The following is an 18,798-nucleotide window of genomic DNA, read 5'->3' on the forward strand; positions in this document are numbered from 1 at the left end:
GCCGCCGGGGCCTGAAAGTTTCTTCGCCGCGCAGGGAAAACCGAACCGGGCAGCAGCCGCTTGCACGTCAGGCTTGCAGCAGCCGTGGGCGCCGTTAAAATCAATGCCCGGCTGACCCCCTCCGCCCTACCGAGTAAAGCCGCACATGCCCGACAGCGCCCCTCTGCACCTGATCAACGACAGCAGCCGCTACCGCCTGCTGCTCGATGCCGTTACCGATTACGCCATTTACATGCTGGGCCCTGATGGGCGGGTTACCAGCTGGAATACCGGCGCTCGCCGGTTCAAAGGCTATGAAGAGGCAGAAATCCTCGGGCACCACTTTTCCCGTTTCTATACCGAGGAGGACAAGGCTGCGGGCTTGCCCGATCGCGCGCTCGCCATTGCAGCCCAGGAGGGGCGGTTCGAGAACGAGGGCTGGCGCGTGCGCAAGGACGGCACCCGCTTCTGGTGCCACGTAGTCATCGACCCCATCTACTCATCGGGAGGCGCGGTGCTGGGCTATGCCAAGGTCACACGGGACCTGACCGAGCGGCGCTTGGCCGAGCAGGAACTGCGTCGCAGCGAGCAGCAATTCAGGCTGCTGGTCCAAGGCGTGGTGGATTACGCCATCTACATGCTCGACCCCACAGGGATGATCACCAACTGGAACGCTGGCGCACAGCGCATCAAGGGTTATCTGCCCGAGGAAGTGATCGGCAAGCATTTCTCGATGTTCTACCCCGCGCCCGAGCGCGAGCGCCAGGAGCCGCAGCGCGGGTTGCGCACCGCATTGGCCGAGGGCCGCTTCGAGAATCAAGGCTGGCGGGTGCGCAAGGATGGCACCACCTTCTGGGCGAACGTAGTGATCGACCCTATCCATAACGAGTCGGGTGAGCTGATCGGCTTTGCCAAGGTCACGCGGGATATCACCGAATCCCGGGAGAAGGAGCTGGCACTGGAACAGGCTCGCGAAGCGTTGTTCCAGTCCCAGAAGATGGAGTCGCTGGGCCAGCTCACCGGCGGCATCGCCCACGACTTCAACAACCTGCTGATGGTGGTGTTGGGTAGCCTTGAGATCGTGCGCAAACGGCTGCCTCATGACCCGCGCATCACACCCTTGCTGGAGAACGCTATCCAGGGGGCAGAGCGCGGCGCATCGCTGACCAAACGCATGCTGGCCTTCGCCCGTCGCCAGCAACTCAGCCTGGCCCAAGTGGACCTCGGCGCAGTCATCCGCGGGATGTCCGAGTTATTGCAGAGTTCGATCGGGCCACGCATCCATATTGAAACGCGCTTCCCGCTGTCTATCCGCCCGGTAATGGCCGACAGCAATCAACTGGAACTGGCTGTGCTCAATTTGGCGGTAAACGCCAGGGACGCCATGCCAAACGGCGGCACCCTGACGATCGAGTTGCGAGAACGAGCAGTGGCCAACGATACGCTGGGCGTGCCAGCAGGCAGTTATATGTGCATGTCCCTGCGCGACACCGGCGAAGGCATGGATGCCGCCACGTTGGCGCGGGCCACCGAGCCGTTCTTTACCACCAAAGGGATCGGCAAGGGGACCGGGCTGGGGTTGTCGATGGTTCATGGCCTGTGTGAGCAGAGCGGCGGCAAGTTCATATTGCACAGCACACGCCCCGGCGGCACTACCGCAGAGCTTTGGTTCCCTGTGGCCACGGGTGAGGAAAGCCCCGTTGGCCCGGCCCAGCCTGCCGGCGAAGCGACCACCACCGTAGGCCAACGTGTGATTCTGGCCGTTGACGACGACCCGCTGATCCTCATGAGCACCACTGCCATGCTGGAAGACCTGGGTTATCAGGTAATCCCGGCAGCCTCGGCAGAGCAGGCGATGGCGCTGCTGGAGCAACACGGGGCGGCCGTAGATGCGCTGGTCACCGATAACATGATGCCCGGCTTGTCGGGTGTGCAGTTGATCGATCGCGCCCACCGTTGCCTCCCATCCTTGCCTGTCGTATTGGTCAGCGGCTTCGGAGAAGACACCGACGCTGCCCCAACCGTGGTGTCGCAGCTGGCCAAGCCGTTCGACCAGGCCATGCTTGCGCAGGTGCTGGCGAAGCTGTGGTAGGGCTCCTACCGGGCCACCGGGCGGTCCTGCTCTACTTCAAACCCGGTGTCCACGCTGACCACCACCGATAATCCGGGGCGCAGGCGGCGAACCTCGGGTTGGTCAGGATCCACAATAATGCGCACGGGGATCCGTTGGGCAATTTTTACGAAGTTGCCGGTGGCGTTGTCGGCCTGCAGCAGGCTGAACTCTATGCCGGTGGCCGGCGCGATTTCCTGGATTTTCCCGGTAAAGCGCCTGTGATCGAGGGCGTCCACGGTAAAGCTCGCCGGCTGACCGATGCGCATGTTGGCCATCTGGGTTTCCTTGAAATTGGCGATGACCCACGCCGTGTCCGGTACCAGAGCCATCAACTGCGCGCCCGAGTTTACCCACCCGCCAAGGCGCACCCCGATCTGGCCCAGTTGCCCATCGCGTGGGGCCGTTACCCGGGTATTGTCAAGGTCGATGCGCGCCAGTTCCAGCGCCGCCACCGCGTTGCTCACCGCCGCCTCCAGCGAATCGCGGTTTACGTCCACGCTGCGCAAGTCTTCCTCGGCAATTTTCACCGCCGCGTTGGCTTGTGCCAGGCTGGCCTTCGCCTCGGCAGCGGCCGCCCGGCTGACGTCCAGCTCGCTGCGTGAGATCGAGCCATCAGGGGCCAGGGCCAGGCTACGCTGCAGGTCGGCGGCGGCCTTGGTGGCCTGCGCCTGGGCGCTGCCTACGGCGGCCTTGCGCTGCTCCACGGTAGCCTGTGCGCTGCGCTTTTGCTGCCGGTTGTTGGCCAGCGCCGCCCGCTGGGACGCCAGGTTGGCTTCAGCCTGGGCCAGGCGCTGGCGATAGATGCGATCGTCCAGCCGTACCAAGAGGTCCCCGGCTTTCACGAACTGGAAATCCTGAACCGGTACCTCGAACACATAACCGCTGAGCTGTGGGCTGATAAGGGTGACCTGCCCGCGCACCAAGGCATTTTCGGTGCTCTCGATCGCGCTGGCGAACGGTGGCAACTGCCAGGCGTAAAGCACCACCATCACCCCTAACAGGGCAAGGCTGCCAAAGGTCAGCGCGGACAATATCTTCGTGCGCCGGGGCCGCGTTTCGGCCACCCGGTCAGTGGGCGGTGTCTGGCCCTCCGGGGTAGCGGCGATGGCGGTGGTCGTAGTGGCTTGCGGCGTGGACTGCGTGGTGTCGGTCATGAACGATTGCCGGAAGATTGGGCGCTGGCTGCCTGGGCAGCGCGGGCATTACTGGCGAGCCAGAGTACGCGTATGGACATCCAGATCAGCGTAAGGATCGCGATGATCGCAATCAGCATGAACACATCGTTGTAGGCCATCACGTTCGCTTCGCGAGTGGCGGCATTGGCCAGTACGCGCAGGCCTTGGATGGCGCGCGCCTGGGTGTCGGCGATGGCTTGGGCATAGCTTGCCCCTGCGCTGCTCACCCGCGCAGCCACACGAGGATCGGTGGCCACCAGCTGCTCGACGATATGACTGGAGTGAAACTTCTCCCGGGCCACTTGCCAGGTGCCCAGCAAAGCGGAGCCCAACAACCCGCCCAGATTCTGGGCAATCCCGAATAGTACGGAAAAGCTCACCAGGTTGCGTGGGTTGGCAATGACGTTGCGAGTACCCAGCACCATGGTCGGGCCAAGGAAGTAGGTGCTGCCGAAGGCGAGCAGAAACTGGCTTACATACAGCTGAGGTGGCCGTGTGAGGTTGTTGGAAAAGCTGTCCATCAAGGCGCCTATCGCCATCATTCCCACCGACACCAGCAGCGGGCGGAACAGATGGTCAGGGTGAATGGTGAGCGCGCTGATCGCCAACCCCGCCACGCTGCCGATCAGCATCACCACGTACAGGCTGAACAATTGCTCGCTGCCCATGTTCAGGTACTGCATGAAGCCGACCGCGCCGGTGGATTGTTCCGAGGTGACCATACGGATCAGCACCACCGCCAGGCCGAGCCGCACTATGGGGCCGCTACCCAGCCAACGGGTCATCAGCAATGGATTGCGGCGGTTATGCTCGATGCACAGGCCGGCGAGGATCAAAACGATAGCGGCGGCCAGCGCTATGCCAATCCAGGGCGCTTCAAGCCACCATTCGATTCGGCCCAGGGACAACACCGCAACCAGCAGCCCCACCCCCGGCGCGAGTAAGGCGAACGTGAGGAAATCCAGCGGCTCGAAGGTATGGAAGCGGTCCCCTGGCGGCAGCTTGAGCCAGAACACACACGCCAGCGCGGTGGTTGCCAGGCCCAGCTCGAACAGGTAAAGGCCGCGCCATTCGGCAATCTGCAGAAGGTCTTCAGACACCAACCGGGCGAGCGGCAGCGCAAGCTGCGCCGTGCCCAGGCCCAACACCAACGCCTTGAGGCGCCACTTCGCCGGCAATGCCTGGATCATGTAATACAGCCCCAGCGAGCTGAGCGCCGCGCCCACCATGCCATGGGCCGCGCGTACGGCTATGGCCGAGCCCAGATCGTTGACGAACAGGTGCGCCAGGGTCACTACCACATACAGGCCCAGGAACACCTCGGTGAAGGCCCGCAGCCCGAACTGCTGGCGAAACTTCACCAGCAGCAGGTTCATGGTCACATTGGTCATCACATAGGCGGCCGGCAACCAGGCTATTTCAGCACTGGTAACCCCCAGGGCGCCTTGCAGGTACACCAGGTTTGCGGTCACCAGCGCATTGCCAAGCCCTCCGGTGATACCGACCAGCAACCCCACCAGGGCATAAGCGATCCGGCGAGGCGTAGGATGCAAGGGCGTCGACGGCGAGCCTGGCATCGACGGCCGCTCGTGGGGCTCCCATTCACGGGGTGCGTACCGATCCATACCCTTACCTGAAGTTGACTGTGGCTTAGTAGCGGCGCGGAACAAAAAGTTTCGGCCGTGATGGCTTCACCCATCCCTGGCAATGCGTGGAACCTCATAGGGTATTTCTTCCTCCCCGCAAGCCCAAGGTGGAATGTTTGCCCTGCCCAGTGGCGGACCCTCGCGTGAAAAGAGAAAAAAACTCTACCTTTGCGGGCCTAGAATTATTCCCATGCAGCTTCAGCAACTCCCCAATAAACACAAGATCGAGGGTTGTAGAACGTGGACGCCGATGAACCGCTACGCCTGCACGTGCCTGAGCCATCAGGCCGACCAGGGTGCCAGACCGACTTCAGTTACCTTCAGCTGCGCCCCGCCGGCAGCGCCCGTAAACCCCCCGTTGATATTGACGCACGCGACACTGCCGACCTGGCAGTGGGCCTGGTGCGCGTACTCGACGAAAACGATCAGGCCGTAGGCCCCTGGGCCGAACCGGTCGCTATGGAAACGCTCCATGCCGGCTTGAGAACCATGGTCAAAACCCGGGTATTCGACACCCGGATGGTGACCGCCCAGCGGCAAAAGAAAATGTCTTTCTACGTGCAAAGCCTCGGCGAGGAAGCCATTGGTACTGCCCACGCCTTGGCACTGCGCAACGATGACATGTGCTTTCCCACCTACCGGCAGCAAAGCATCCTGCTGGCGCGGCAGGTACCGCTGTTCGAGATGATCTGCCAGCTGTTTTCCAACGAATGCGACCCGCTCAAGGGCCGTCAGCTGCCGGTGATGTATTCCAACAAGGCCGCGGGCTTCTTCAGTATTTCCGGCAACCTGGCTACACAGTTCGTACAGGGCGTAGGCTGGGCCATGGCCTCGGCGATCCGCGGCGATACCCGCATTGCATCGGCCTGGATCGGTGACGGCTCTACCGCAGAATCGGACTTCCACACCGCCCTTACCTTCGCACACGTGTACCGCGCGCCGGTGATCCTCAACGTGGTGAACAACCAGTGGGCGATTTCCAGCTTCCAGCACATTGCCGGCGGCGAGGCAACGACCTTCGCCGGCCGTGGCGTGGGCAGCGGGATCGCCTCGCTGCGGGTGGATGGCAACGATTTTCTGGCCGTGCACGCCGTTTCCCGCTGGGCGGCGGAGCGCGCCCGCAGCAATCTGGGCCCAACCCTGATCGAGTGGGTGACCTACCGCGCCGGCCCGCACTCAACCTCCGACGATCCCAGCAAATACCGCCCCGCCGATGACTGGGCCCACTTCCCGCTGGGGGACCCGATCCTGCGCCTCAAGCGCCACCTGATTGCCCTGGGTGAATGGTCCGAGGCCCAACACGAGGCCCTGGTGGCCGAGCTCGAGCAGGAGGTGATCAGCGCCACCCGCGAAGCGGAGCGCCATGGCACCCTCGGCGGCGACGCGTATGCCAGCGCCGCGACCATCTTCGAGGACGTGTATCACGACATGCCTGCGCACCTGCGCCGCCAGCGCCAGCAGATGGGGATTTGAACACATGAACAGCCCACAACAGATCGACCATCCAAGCGTCTCGCAGGACACCCGGGCCATGACCATGGTGCAGGCCATCCGCTCTGCCCTGGACGTGATGCTCGAACGCGACCCTACCGTAATCACCTTCGGCGAAGACGTCGGGTATTTCGGCGGGGTGTTCCGCTGCACCGAGGGCTTGCAGGCCAAATACGGTACAAGTCGTGTGTTTGACACGCCCATTTCAGAAAGCGGGATCGTCGGAGTGGCGGTAGGCATGGGTGCGTACGGGCTGCGCCCGGTTGCCGAAATCCAGTTTGCCGACTACGTGTACCCGGCCTACGACCAGCTCACCTCAGAGGCCGCGCGCTTGCGTTTTCGTTCCGCAGGCGACTTCACCGCGCCGATCACGGTGCGCATGCCGTGCGGTGGCGGGATCTACGGCGGGCAAACCCACAGCCAGAGCCCGGAAGCCATCTTTACCCAGGTGTGCGGGTTGCGCACCGTGATGCCGTCCAACCCCTATGACGCCAAAGGCTTGCTGATCGCCGCCATCGAATGCGATGACCCGGTGATCTTCCTGGAGCCCAAACGCCTGTACAACGGGCCCTTCGACGGCCATCACGATCGCCCGGTGACCGCCTGGTCCGCCCATGCAGCCAGCGCCGTGCCCGAAGGTTACTACCGGGTACCGCTGGACAGCGCTGCGGTGGTGCGCACCGGCAGCGAGGTGACGGTGATCACCTATGGCACCACCGTGCATGTGGCTCTCGCGGCCGCCAGCGAGACCGGCGTGGACGCGGAAGTGATCGACCTGCGCAGCCTCTGGCCACTGGACCTGGACACCCTGGTGGCCTCCGTGAAAAAAACCCGCCGCTGCGTGATCGTGCATGAGGCTACGCAAACCTGCGGGCTGGGCGCCGAGCTGTTGGCCTTGGTTCAGGAGCACTGCTTCTATTGGCTCGAGGCGCCTATCGAACGGGTGGCGGGCTGGGATACCCCCTACCCCCACGCTCAGGAATGGGCTTATTTCCCCGGCCCCACCCGCGTGGGCGCGGCGCTCAAGCGCGTGATGGAGGTGCGTTGATGGGCCAGCATGTGATCAAGATGCCCGACATTGGCGAAGGCATCGCCCAGGTGGAACTGGTGGAGTGGTACGTGAAGGTCGGGGATACGGTTACCGAAGACCAGGTGCTGGCCGACGTGATGACTGACAAGGCCACCGTGGAAATCCCCAGCCCGGTCTCTGGCCAGGTTGTCGCCCTGGGCGCTGTGCCCGGGCAAACCATGGCCGTTGGCAGTGAGCTGATCCGCCTCGAAGTGGAAGGCGCCGGCAATCTCAAGGTATCGGCAACGCCTGCACCTGCAGCGGCGTCGCCTGCTCCGGCTGATGCTGCGCCACCCCCTCAGCCGGTGGTTACGCCTGAGGTAGTGGCCAAGGTGCCAGAGCCCAAGGTGTCGACCGAACGCCCGCTGGCCTCCCCGGCCGTGCGCAAGCGCGCCTGGGACGCCGGGATCGACCTGGCTGCCGTCAAAGGTAGTGGCCCGGCGGGGCGCATCGTTCACGCCGATCTGGATGCCACCCAGCAGCGGCCCGTTCAAGGGCTGGCCTGCGCCACCAAGGACGATATCCAGGCAGTGCCGGTGATCGGCCTGCGCCGCAAGATCGCCGAGCGCATGCAGGAGGCAACCCGCCGCGCCGCGCATTTCAGCTATGTGGAGGAGATAGACGTTACCGCGTTGGAAGCGCTGCGCCTGCAACTCAACGGTAAATGGGGCGAGGCGCGCGGCAAGCTCACGCTGCTGCCGCTGCTGGTGCGCGCGCTGGTGGTTGCACTGCGCGATTTCCCCCAGCTCAACGCTCGGTACAACGACGAAGAACAGGTGGTGGAGCGCCACAGTGCGGTGCATGTCGGCATCGCGACCCAAGGCGACAACGGCTTGCTGGTACCTGTGCTGCGCGATGCCCAACAACAGGACCTGTGGGGCAATGCGCGTGAAATCGCCCGTATCGCAGCGGCGGCTCGCCACGGCAAGGCGGAGCGCGAAATCCTCTCGGGGTCGACCATCACCCTTACCAGCCTCGGCGCGCTGGGGGGTATCGTTTCCACGCCAGTGCTGAACCTGCCGGAAGTGGCCATCGTGGGGGTGAACCGGATGGTCGAGCGGCCAATGGTAGTGGATGGCCAGATCGTGATCCGCAAAATGATGAACCTCTCCAGTTCGTTCGACCACCGGGTGGTGGATGGCATGGACGCTGCCCGGTTCATCCAGGCGATACGTCAGCTCCTCGAACAGCCCGCCACCCTTTTCATCGAATAAGGCCCGACCATGCACACGCTGGAAACAAAACTGTTGGTCCTGGGCGGCGGCCCGGGTGGTTACGTCACGGCCATTCGCGCCGGGCAGTTGGGCATACCCACCGTACTGGTGGAGGCTGAAGCGTTAGGCGGCACCTGCTTGAACGTAGGCTGCATCCCATCCAAGGCGTTGATTCATGTGGCCGAACATTTTCATCAGGTGAGCGAGCCTACCCCATTCGGCGTCAGCGCCTCGAACCCGCAACTGGACCTCGCGAGCGCCGTGGGCTGGAAGAACACCATGGTCGACCGGCTTACCAGCGGTGTTGCCGCTTTGCTGAAAAAGCACAACATTACGGTGGTCCACGGCCATGGCACGCTGGTGGACGGTAAAACGGTGCAGGTAGGCGACACCCGTATCCACTGCAAGCACCTGGTGCTGGCCACCGGCTCGCGCAGCGTTACGCTTGCGGGCCTGCCGCTGGGCGGGGCGGTCATCGACTCCACAGCAGCACTGTCCCCTTCCAGCCTGCCTCGCCATCTGGCAGTGATTGGCGGCGGCTATATCGGCCTGGAACTGGGCATCGCTTACCGCAAGCTGGGCGCGCAGGTCACGGTGATCGAAGCGCAGCCCAGGTTGTTGCCAGCCTACGACACCGAACTGAGCCAACCCGTGGCCCAGCGGATGAAGCAGCTGGGCATCGCCACCCTTGAGGGCCATGCAGTAGAGGCTTATGACGCCGACGCACAACGTTTGAGCGTGCGCGGGCCAGGCGGCGAGCCAGTGGCGCTGGAGGCCGACCGTGTGCTGGTGGCGGTAGGGCGCACACCTCGCACCGAACGCTACGGGCTGGAGGCGCTTGATCTGGCCATGACGGGGCGGGCTATCAAGGTAGATACCTGTTGCCGCACCAGCATGACCGATGTGTGGGCCATCGGCGATGTGACCGGCGAACCAATGCTCGCGCACCGGGCGATGGCGCAAGGCGAGATGGTGGCCGAGCTCATCGCGGGGCACCGTCGCGAGTTCACGCCCCGGGCGATCCCGGCGGTGTGCTATACCGACCCGGAAATCGTGGTGGCGGGGCTTACGCCGGAACAGGCCGGCAGCCAGGCGCTGGTTGCCAGCTTCCCCTTTGCCGCCAACGGCCGCGCAATGACGCTGGGCGCGACTACCGGCTTCGTGCGGGTGGTGGCACGCGAAGATGACCACTTGATCCTCGGTTGGCAAGCCGTGGGCCCGGGCGTGTCGGAATTGGCAGCTGCCTTCAGCCAGTCTCTGGAACTGGGCGCGCGGCTTGAAGACATCGCCGGTACCATTCACGCCCATCCCACCTTGGGCGAAGCGGTGCAGGAAGCGGCAATGCGCGCGCTGGGGCATGCATTGCATATCTGAAATGGACCGTCAGGCGCCAGAACCCGCTGCATAGAGCGGCTGGCGCCATTATCAAAAACGGTGATTGTTGCCAGCACAGTGTTCAATTTCTCGAACGGCGCGTGAGGCGGTTTACTAACCCCAACGAAAAGCCACTTCATCACCCAACGAGGACACGAACATGAAAACCGCATTCGCCATCGCCGCCCTGACCGCTGTATTCGCCACTGGCGCCTTTGCACAGGATGGTGCCGACCGCGCCGTTACCGCTAATTTGCCGGTCGAAACCTACCACTACGGCATGCAGCTGGATGTCCAGAAAATCATCTCCAAGACCGACGTCAGCAACAAAAGCGGCGTGGTACCGGTGACCATGGTTTACCAGGACAGCAAAGGTGAGCTGCACAAGGTGCAATACCTGCAACAAGGCGGCTACGACGACCGCGCCAACGGTTGAACCACCGCGTTGCACCCAAAGCCCCGGCCCTCCCGGGGCTTTTGCTTTTGCGCGCAGGTGTCGGCCCGCGCACCTTCGATTTGACGTTCCTACCTTGGCATGCTTTCCTTACGCCTTTCGTTCGGGTGCCCTTCGCAGGGTGAAACGGGAAACCGGTGCGCCGCAAGGCCAGTCCGGTGCTGCCCCCGCAACGGTAAGCGAGTGCGTTTCCAATCCACTGTGCACAGGCATGGGAAGGGGGAACGAACCGGCCGGCTTCTGCCTGCCCCTCGCAAGCCCGGAGACCGGCCCGATCGACATCATTGACACCTGCGGTGGGCGGGCTGTCCGATCTCCGCTGTGCGGAGGCTCGGCGCCTGCTCGTCACTCACCTGAGGGAAGCGCCATGTCCGCCCATACTGCTAGCCACGTTATTACTCGCCCCGCCTCCACCCTTGCGCAACGCGTTACCGCGGCGTGCTTCGCTACCCTGCTCGGCGCCGGGCTGGTGTATTTCGCCGGTTTCTCACACATCCCCGCCGTGCACAATGCCGCCCATGACACCCGCCACAGCGCAGCCTTCCCTTGCCACTGAGGGCATGTTCATGATGACGCGTATTCTGCGCACCGCTGGCTTCGCCGGCCTGTTCGCGGCCCTGCTGCTCACGTTCATGCAAAGCCTGTGGCTCAGCCCGTTGATCCTTCAGGCTGAAACCTACGAGACCGCAGCACCGGCTACCCATGAGCACGGGGCTCTGGGTGCCGCCACCCATGAGCATGAACACGAAGCAGCGGCGTGGGAACCCGAGGACGGCTGGCAGCGCTTGCTGTCCACTACAGGCGGTAACCTGGTGGTCGCGGTGGGCTTTGCCCTGATGCTGGCCGGCCTGTACACCCTGCGTGCACCCGGGCGCACCGCCGAGGGGCTGCTATGGGGCCTGGCGGGCTATGCGGTGTTTACCCTCGCGCCTACCCTGGGGCTACCGCCGGAATTGCCAGGCACTGCAGCGGCAGACCTGACCTCGCGTCAGCTGTGGTGGATCGGTACGGCAGCGTCAACTGCCGTCGCGTTGGCGTTGATGGTGTTTTCCCCGAACTGGCTGCTGAAAATAGCGGGTGCGGTATTGCTGGTCATCCCGCACATCATCGGCGCACCGCAACCGCCCACTCATGAAAGCCTGGCCCCTGAAGCGCTCGAGCATCAGTTCCGCTGGGCCGCGCAGGCCATCAACGTGGTGTTCTGGCTGGCGCTTGGCCTGGCCAGTGCCTGGTTGTTCCGTCGCGCCCCGCAGGCCTGACTCCAGTGAGTACGCGCGCCTGGCTGGTGGCCGGTTTCGGTTGCCGTCAGGGCTGCCCCGTATCGGAACTGCAAGGGCTGCTCAATCAGGCATTGGCACTGGTCGGCGCCAGCGCTAGTGAACTGCGCGGCATCGCGACGCTCGAGCGCCGCCTGGACGAGCCCGGGCTAGTGGCCCTGGCCGGGCGCTTGATGATGCCCCTGGGCGGATATTCTGCCGTTGCCCTGGCGCCGTTCGAACCGCTTTTGAGCCAACGCTCGGAGGTGAGCTGGCGCCATACCGGCTGCCATGGCGTAGCGGAAAGCGCCGCGCTCGCCCACTGCCAAGTGCTGAGTACGCTGTCGCCTCGCCTGCTGATCACCCGCCAGTGTTCTCCGCAGGCCACGGTGGCCTTGGCTTCAACATGAAGAATGCTCAACTATTCCCGGGATAAGGGCTTGTGCAATGACGGTCTATTTTATTGGCGCCGGCCCCGGCGACCCGGATTTGATTACGGTCAAGGGCCAGAGGCTGATCCGCAGCTGCCCGGTGATCATCTATGCCGGCTCGCTGGTGCCCGAAGCATTGCTCGCTCAACACACTGCACAACGGGTGGTGAACAGTGCCGAGTTGCACCTGGAAGCAATCATCGAAGAGATCGCCGCCGCCCATACCAAAGGCTTGGACGTTGCCCGGGTGCATTCCGGTGACCCCAGCCTGTATGGCGCGATCGGCGAGCAGATCCGTTGCCTGCGCGCGCGGGGCATACCCTACGAAATTGTGCCTGGCGTAACGGCCGTGGCGGCCTGCGCTGCCCTGCTGGGCGCCGAACTTACCCTGCCCGGTGTTTCGCAGACTGTGATCCTTACCCGCTACGGCACTCGCTCGCCAATGCCTGCCGGCGAAGCGCTGCAAGACCTGGCCCGGCATGGCGCGACCATGGCGGTCCATCTTGGGGTAAGCCATCTTGCGGCTATCGTGGAGGAACTGACGCCCCACTACGGACGGGACTGCCCGATCGCCGTGATTCACAAAGCCAGCTGGCCGGAAGAGGATTACGTCACGGGCACGCTAGGCGATATCGTAATCAAGGCCCAAGCCAAGGTGTTCAAGCGCACGGCGCTGATTCTGGTTGGCCGGGTGCTGGGCAGTGAAGTGTTCGAGGATTCCGCCCTCTACCGCGCCGGGCGGGCGCACCTGTACAGGGCGGAATAAGACGCTGGCGCCCCGCCCTAGGTGCTGGCGCCAGCCTGCGAAGGACGTCTCGCCCTGCCCACAAACTTACTCAGTAGTAAGCATTCTCGCGGTTGGTATGGTCGGTCACATCGCGTACGCCCTTGAGCTGCGGGATGCGCTCGAGCAGCGTGCGCTCGATGCCTTCCTTCAGGGTAACGTCCGCCTGGCCACAGCCCTGGCAACCACCGCCGAACTGAAGCACCGCCACGCCATCTTCTACCACTTCGATCAGCGTGACCTGGCCGCCGTGGCTGGCCAACCCGGGGTTGATCTCGGTTTGCAGGTAGTAGTTGATGCGCTCGTTGATCGGGCTGTCCTCATTGACCATCGGCACCTTGGCGTTAGGGGCCTTGATGGTCAGCTGGCCGCCCATGCGGTCGGTGGCGTAATCCACCACGGCGTCATCGAGGAAGGGCTCGCTCACGGCGTCGATCCAGGCGGTGAAGCTTTTAAGGCCCAGCGGGGTATCGTCGGGCTTTTCTTCGCCTGGCTTGCAGTAGGCGATACAGGTTTCCGCGTACTGGGTGCCGGGCTGGGTGATGAAGACACGGATGCCGATGCCCGGGGTGTTCTGCTTGTTGAGCAGGTCGCCCAGGTAATCCTGGGCGGCGTCGGTAATGGTTATGGTGCTCATGTAGGTTCCTCACAGACTTGCGCGCAGTTTACGGCAAAGCGTGCCCTTGAGAAAGTCCTAGTAATTTTGTCGGGAAAGCGTCGGGGCCGACGGGGCTCGGGCCCCGGCGATCCAGGCTTTCATCCGGTGGTACAAGCGCTTTTCAAGCCACTGGTAACTGAGCCATGAGGTGGCGAGGATCATCGGGACACAGAACACGCCAAACACCAGATAGGGGTTCACACCCAAGCGCTCATAGATAAACCAGCCGGCGTACAGCACCAGCAAGTGCACCAAGTAAACCGAGTACGAACAGTCGCCCAGTGTCTTCAGCACCTTGCTGTGAGAGAACCGTGGTTCCAGCGCCAGGCACGCTGCCACGATACCAGCGCTCGGCAAACCCCAGTTCAACAGCCGGTTGGTGGGCTCAAGTTGATAGATCATCGTACAGCTAGCAGCGATGATCCCGAGCGGCAACCATAAGCCCTTGACGATCCAGCCCCGGCGCCAGGCAATGCCCAGGGCGATGCCCAGCAGGAACTCATAGATGATGTTGTTGGCGTAGAAGCGCCCTGACCACCCTAACCGGCTGAAGGCTTCGCTCCCCACCACCAAGGCGATGGCCACGAATACAGCGCGCCAGGCGCGAGGCGCGAGGAATGCCAACGAGAACACCACGTAGAAGAACATCTCGTAATTCAGCGTCCAGCCTACGTTCAAGGTTGGGTACAAGCCATAGCCCCCGGGGTTTTCAGCGGGTATGAACAGTAGCGAAAGGATAAACGTCGGCCAGTTCACGGCCCCGTGAGGCATGGAATGGCCGGCAAGGTACAACAGCAGCCCCATCGCCACGGTGTAGAACCAGTAAGCCGGAATAATCCTAATGGCGCGGTTGAGCAGGAACTCCCGCGCCTGCATCGGCTTGTCGTAGGTGGAGAGGTAGATCACTAGCCCGCTGATCACGAAGAAGATATCCACCCCAACCGACCCTTTTGCAGCGAACAGGTGCCCGACCGGGCCCGCGGCTTGAAAATTGAAGAAGATCTGCATGAAGTGGTGACATACCACCATCCATGCGGCGATCGCGCGTAGTGCCTGTATCGAAATCAACATCAGGGTTACCTTTGCCTACTAATCACTCCCGCGCTTTGAGGCGCGACTTCATAGTTGGGACTGACACAAGGCTGAAAAGGTCGGAGATTTCATCTTTCGCTCAGACATTCGGCACAGGCGAACATGAGCAGGATTCATGCAAAGGGCAGGCATGATGTAAAGCGTCTCAGGTTTGCTATCATCGCTGCCTTTACCGCCCGCACCAGAGCCCTTCTCCATGACTGACCGCCAAGCTCGCCTGACCGCCCTCAACGACGCGCTGAAATCCCGCATTCTGATTCTCGATGGCGGCATGGGGACGATGATCCAGAGCTACAGGCTCGAGGAAAGCGATTATCGCGGGGAGCGTTTCGCGGACTGGCCCAGCGACGTGAAGGGCAATAACGACCTGCTGTTGCTGTCGCGGCCGGACGTTATCGCCGAGATCGAGGCGGCCTACCTCGATGCCGGCGCGGACATCCTGGAAACCAACACCTTCAACGCCACGCGGGTATCCCAGGCCGATTACGGCATGGAAACCCTGGTATACGAACTGAACGTGGAAGGCGCCCGTGTCGCACGGCGGGTGGCGGACGCCAAAACCTTGCAAACGCCGGACAAACCCCGCTTCGTTGCCGGCGTGCTGGGCCCCACCAGTCGTACCTGCTCGCTTTCCCCGGATGTGAACAACCCCGGCTACCGCAACGTAACCTTTGACGAACTGGTGGAGAACTACACCGAGGCCACGCGCGGGCTGATCGAAGGCGGCGCGGACCTGATCCTGATCGAAACCATCTTCGATACGCTGAACGCCAAGGCGGCGATCTTTGCGGTCCAGGTTGTGTTCGACGAGCTTGGCTTCGAGTTGCCGATCATGCTGTCGGGTACCATCACCGACGCTTCCGGCCGCACGCTCTCGGGGCAAACCACCGAGGCGTTCTGGAACTCCGTGCGCCATGCCAACCCCATCTCCGTGGGCCTGAACTGCGCACTGGGCGCTCGCGAGCTGCGCCCGTATCTGGAAGAACTGTCCAACAAGGCCGATACGCACGTATCCGCGCACCCCAACGCCGGCCTGCCCAATGCCTTCGGTGAATACGACGAAACCCCGGAGCAAATGGCCGAAACGGTCGAGGAATTTGCCCGCAGCGGCTTCCTCAATATTGTCGGCGGCTGCTGCGGCACTACCCCTGCCCATATCGCCGCCATTGCCAAGGCCGTGGCCGCGCACCCACCGCGGGCCATTCCGGACATTCCACGGGCATGCCGGCTCTCGGGCCTGGAGCCGTTCACCATTGATCGGCAGTCACTGTTCGTGAACGTTGGCGAGCGTACCAACATCACCGGCTCGGCGCGTTTCGCCCGTCTGATCCGCGAGGAGAACTACACCGAAGCGCTGGAAGTGGCCCTGCAGCAAGTGGAAGCCGGGGCTCAGGTGATCGACATCAACATGGACGAGGGCATGCTGGACTCTCAGAAGGCCATGGTGACGTTCCTCAACCTGATCGCGGGCGAGCCGGACATCTCCCGGGTGCCGATCATGATCGATTCCTCCAAATGGGACGTGATTGAGGCAGGCCTCAAGTGCATCCAGGGCAAGGGGATTGTCAATTCCATCAGCATGAAGGAAGGCGTGGAGGCCTTCATCCACCATGCCCGCCTGTGCAAGCGCTACGGCGCGGCAGTGGTGGTGATGGCGTTCGACGAACACGGCCAGGCAGATACCGAGAAGCGCAAGGTGGAAATCTGCGCGCGGTCCTACGACATCTTGGTGAACCAGGTGGGCTTCCCGCCCGAAGACATCATCTTTGACCCGAACATCTTTGCGGTCGCCACTGGCATCGAAGAACACAACAACTATGCCGTGGACTTCATCAACGCCTGCGGCTGGATACGCGACAACCTGCCCTACGCGCTCACCTCCGGTGGCGTGTCCAACGTGTCCTTCTCGTTCCGTGGCAACAACCCGGTGCGCGAAGCGATCCACTCGGTATTCTTGCTGCACGCGATCCGCAATGGCCTGACCATGGGTATCGTCAACGCAGGCCAGCTGGAAATCTACGACGAAATCCCCGCCGCGCTGCGTGACCGGGTTGAAGACGTGGTGCTCAATCGCAGCACCGAAGCCACTGAAGCCTTGCTGGCCATCGCCGATCAGTACCGTGGCGACGGCAGCACCAAGGAAGCGGAAACCGAAGAGTGGCGTGGCTGGGACGTGAACAAGCGGCTTGAACACGCCTTGGTCAAAGGCATCACCACCTACATCGTCGAGGACACCGAGCTCTCTCGTCAGGGCTTCGCCCGCCCTATCGAGGTAATCGAAGGCCCTTTGATGAACGGCATGAACGTGGTGGGTGACCTGTTCGGCGCGGGCAAGATGTTCCTTCCGCAGGTAGTCAAGTCCGCCCGGGTCATGAAACAGGCGGTGGCCCACCTGATTCCGTTCATCGAAGCCGAGAAAGGCGACAAGCCAGAAGCCAAGGGGAAAATCCTCATGGCCACGGTCAAGGGCGACGTCCACGACATTGGCAAGAACATCGTTGGCGTGGTGCTGGGCTGCAATGGCTACGACATCGTCGACCTGGGCGTGATGGTGCCGGCGGAGAAAATCCTGCAGGTGGCTCGCGAGGAGAAATGCGACATCATCGGGCTGTCGGGCCTGATCACCCCGTCCCTGGACGAGATGGTCCACGTTGCCCGCGAAATGCAGCGCCAGGATTTCCACCTGCCCCTGATGATCGGCGGCGCTACCACCTCCAAAGCGCACACGGCGGTGAAGATCGAACCGCGTTACAGCAATGATGCCGTGGTGTACGTCACCGACGCCTCGCGGGCGGTGGGCGTGGCTACCCAGCTGCTGTCCAAGGAGCTAAAGCCTGGCTTCGTGGAGCGTACACGCAAGGATTATGTCGAAGTGCGCGAGCGCACTGCGGCCCGTGGCAACCGCACCGAACGCCTGAGTTATGCCCACGCCGTGGCCGCCAAGCCGAAATGGGACTACCAGCCTGTGCAGCCGACCTTTACCGGCGCGCGGGTGCTGGACGACATCGACCTGAACGTGCTGGCCGAATTCATCGACTGGACGCCGTTCTTCATTTCATGGGACCTGGCGGGCAAGTACCCGCGCATCCTCACTGACGAGGTAGTGGGTGAAGCTGCCACGGCGTTGTTTGCCGATGCCCAGGCTATGCTGCGCAAGCTTATCGACGAGAAGCTGATCAAGGCCCGCGCCGTGTTCGGCTTCTGGCCCGCTAACCAGGTGGCTGATGACGATATCGAGGTGTACGGCGATGACGGCCAGCCGCTCGCCATGCTCCATCACCTTCGCCAGCAGACCATCAAGCCCGACGGTAAGCCGAACTTCAGCCTGGCGGATTTTGTGGCGCCGAAAGCCAGCGGCATTACTGACTACATGGGCGGGTTCATCACCACGGCCGGCATCGGCGCCGAAGAGGTGGCCAAGGCCTATCAGGACGATGGCGACGACTACAACTCGATCATGGTCAAGGCCCTGGCTGACCGCCTCGCCGAGGCCTGCGCCGAATGGCTGCACCAGCAGGTGCGCAAGGAGTATTGGGGCTATGCCCAGGACGAAGCGCTGGACAACGATGCGCTGATTCGCGAGCAATACCGCGGCATCCGCCCTGCCCCTGGCTACCCGGCCTGCCCGGACCATACCGAGAAAGGCACGCTGTTCGAATTGCTCGATCCACAGGGTGACAGCGGCGTGACGCTCACCGAGCATTACGCCATGTTCCCTACTGCGGCCGTGAGCGGCTGGTATTTCGCGCATCCGCAGGCGCAATATTTTGCCGTGGGCAAAGTGGACCGTGACCAGGTAGAGAGCTACTCCCGGCGCAAGAACCAGGCGCAGGCGGTCAGCGAGCGCTGGCTGTCGCCCAACCTGGGGTATGAGCCAAGCTGAGGCCCGGGTTCGAGGGTAGTAGCCCTCTAACCCTGTGGGAAGCGGGCGGAGCTCGCGAATCGGGTATCAGTGCGCGATCGCCCAGAAGGCGATCGCCGCTACCACCAAGATCACCATGAAGGCGGTGGCCCAGGTATCGATGTTCCGGGGGGTCTTCTTGTGCTTCACGGAAAGATGGC

15 protein-coding genes and 1 riboswitch are annotated in these 18,798 nt (G+C 62.9%); of the genes, 11 read left to right on the forward strand and 4 right to left on the reverse strand.

Annotated elements, in window-relative coordinates; all coding sequences use genetic code 11:
* Positions 1–145 precede the first annotated feature (145 nt).
* The gene (locus AC3Z8Y_RS12475) at positions 146–2,071 is read left to right on the forward strand and encodes a hybrid sensor histidine kinase/response regulator (protein WP_490086034.1); all 1,926 of its coding nucleotides are present in this window, start codon (positions 146–148) and stop codon (positions 2,069–2,071) included.
* 5 nt (positions 2,072–2,076) lie between these two features.
* Here AC3Z8Y_RS12475 and AC3Z8Y_RS12480 read toward each other — a convergent pair whose 3' ends face one another.
* Positions 2,077–3,246, reverse strand: coding sequence for an HlyD family secretion protein (locus tag AC3Z8Y_RS12480; RefSeq protein WP_490086035.1), 1,170 nt, complete (start codon positions 3,244–3,246; stop codon positions 2,077–2,079).
* A complete protein-coding gene (locus tag AC3Z8Y_RS12485; RefSeq protein ID WP_490086036.1) occupies positions 3,243–4,892 on the reverse strand; it encodes an MFS transporter in 1,650 nt (549 codons plus the stop codon). Before AC3Z8Y_RS12485 ends, AC3Z8Y_RS12480 begins: the two co-directional genes overlap by 4 nt.
* Before the next feature lie 261 nt (positions 4,893–5,153).
* Between AC3Z8Y_RS12485 and AC3Z8Y_RS12490 the strand changes: the two genes are divergently transcribed.
* The 9 genes from AC3Z8Y_RS12490 to cobM all read left to right on the forward strand — a co-directional run bounded on the left by AC3Z8Y_RS12490 (position 5,154) and on the right by cobM (position 12,968).
* Positions 5,154–6,386 (forward strand): 3-methyl-2-oxobutanoate dehydrogenase (2-methylpropanoyl-transferring) subunit alpha, encoded by a 1,233-nt coding sequence (locus AC3Z8Y_RS12490; RefSeq protein WP_490086037.1) that lies wholly within the window; start codon positions 5,154–5,156, stop codon positions 6,384–6,386.
* 4 nt (positions 6,387–6,390) lie between these two features.
* Positions 6,391–7,452 (forward strand): alpha-ketoacid dehydrogenase subunit beta, encoded by a 1,062-nt coding sequence (locus tag AC3Z8Y_RS12495; protein WP_490086038.1) that lies wholly within the window; start codon positions 6,391–6,393, stop codon positions 7,450–7,452.
* Positions 7,452–8,687, forward strand: coding sequence for a dihydrolipoamide acetyltransferase family protein (locus AC3Z8Y_RS12500; protein ID WP_490086039.1), 1,236 nt, complete (start codon positions 7,452–7,454; stop codon positions 8,685–8,687). The genes AC3Z8Y_RS12495 and AC3Z8Y_RS12500 overlap by 1 nt, the downstream gene beginning before the upstream one ends.
* A 9-nt stretch (positions 8,688–8,696) precedes the next feature.
* On the forward strand, positions 8,697–10,061 hold the full coding sequence (lpdA, locus tag AC3Z8Y_RS12505; protein ID WP_490086040.1) for a dihydrolipoyl dehydrogenase: 1,365 nt from the start codon (positions 8,697–8,699) through the stop codon (positions 10,059–10,061).
* 160 nt (positions 10,062–10,221) lie between these two features.
* Positions 10,222–10,497 carry a DUF2790 domain-containing protein gene (locus AC3Z8Y_RS12510; protein WP_181117601.1) on the forward strand — a complete coding sequence of 92 codons (276 nt, stop codon included), beginning with the start codon at positions 10,222–10,224 and terminating at the stop codon, positions 10,495–10,497.
* Between the two features lie 106 nt (positions 10,498–10,603).
* Positions 10,604–10,804: riboswitch (cobalamin riboswitch) on the forward strand.
* 78 nt (positions 10,805–10,882) lie between these two features.
* Entirely contained in the window at positions 10,883–11,071 is a 189-nt protein-coding gene (locus AC3Z8Y_RS12515) for a CbtB domain-containing protein (protein WP_490086041.1), read from the forward strand.
* A gap of 10 nt (positions 11,072–11,081) precedes the next feature.
* Entirely contained in the window at positions 11,082–11,774 is a 693-nt protein-coding gene (locus tag AC3Z8Y_RS12520) for a CbtA family protein (protein ID WP_490086042.1), read from the forward strand.
* A 5-nt stretch (positions 11,775–11,779) separates the two neighbouring features.
* Positions 11,780–12,181 carry a cobalamin biosynthesis protein gene (locus AC3Z8Y_RS12525; RefSeq protein ID WP_490086043.1) on the forward strand — a complete coding sequence of 134 codons (402 nt, stop codon included), beginning with the start codon at positions 11,780–11,782 and terminating at the stop codon, positions 12,179–12,181.
* A 37-nt stretch (positions 12,182–12,218) separates the two neighbouring features.
* Positions 12,219–12,968 (forward strand): precorrin-4 C(11)-methyltransferase, encoded by a 750-nt coding sequence (gene cobM, locus AC3Z8Y_RS12530; RefSeq protein WP_490086044.1) that lies wholly within the window; start codon positions 12,219–12,221, stop codon positions 12,966–12,968.
* Between the two features lie 70 nt (positions 12,969–13,038).
* Here cobM and nfuA read toward each other — a convergent pair whose 3' ends face one another.
* Together nfuA and AC3Z8Y_RS12540 are read right to left on the reverse strand one after the other, a co-directional pair.
* The gene (gene nfuA / locus AC3Z8Y_RS12535) at positions 13,039–13,623 is read right to left on the reverse strand and encodes a Fe-S biogenesis protein NfuA (protein WP_490086045.1); all 585 of its coding nucleotides are present in this window, start codon (positions 13,621–13,623) and stop codon (positions 13,039–13,041) included.
* Positions 13,624–13,680: 57 nt separating this feature from the next.
* Positions 13,681–14,715 carry an acyltransferase family protein gene (locus AC3Z8Y_RS12540; protein ID WP_490086046.1) on the reverse strand — a complete coding sequence of 345 codons (1,035 nt, stop codon included), beginning with the start codon at positions 14,713–14,715 and terminating at the stop codon, positions 13,681–13,683.
* A gap of 217 nt (positions 14,716–14,932) precedes the next feature.
* On the opposite strand from AC3Z8Y_RS12540, the gene metH reads away from it, so the two are divergent.
* Positions 14,933–18,619 (forward strand): methionine synthase, encoded by a 3,687-nt coding sequence (metH, locus tag AC3Z8Y_RS12545; RefSeq protein ID WP_490086047.1) that lies wholly within the window; start codon positions 14,933–14,935, stop codon positions 18,617–18,619.
* Positions 18,620–18,798 lie beyond the last annotated feature (179 nt).

It is taken from the genome of Pseudomonas sp. 3MAES_34.3B (assembly GCF_058145875.1).